The following is a 295-nucleotide window of genomic DNA, read 5'->3' as shown; positions in this document are numbered from 1 at the left end:
CGGGGCACACGGCACAGCTCTGCCCTCGACCTGGACGACATCAGACATCCCGCCCGCAACATGAGAGCACTCGACCTACGCTCGGCAATCCGGCTGAACAACCCAACAATCCCCACTGCAGACAACACACCCGCAAACCGCACACCCTCAGGCCTCTACCTCGGCAACGCCACCCTCGCCGCAGCCCTCGAAGCCGCCATCGCCGCAGACCCCACCCTCGGAAAATCAGTACCCCGCGATCCACTCACCGACCGCGCCCTGATCTACCGACCCGACGCCCTCACCACCGCAGCCG

At 66.1% G+C, this 295-nt stretch carries 1 protein-coding gene; it reads left to right on the top strand.

What is annotated here, in order from left to right:
• A partial coding sequence (locus tag QM590_RS25825) for a hypothetical protein (protein WP_283279480.1) occupies window positions 1-295 on the top strand: 295 nt, incomplete at both ends.

The organism is Rhodococcus sp. IEGM 1372, assembly GCF_030056835.1.
Classification (GTDB): domain Bacteria; phylum Actinomycetota; class Actinomycetes; order Mycobacteriales; family Mycobacteriaceae; genus Rhodococcoides.
Note: the sequence above shows the minus strand (reverse complement) of the source record. Positions and strands in the feature narration are given on the sequence as shown.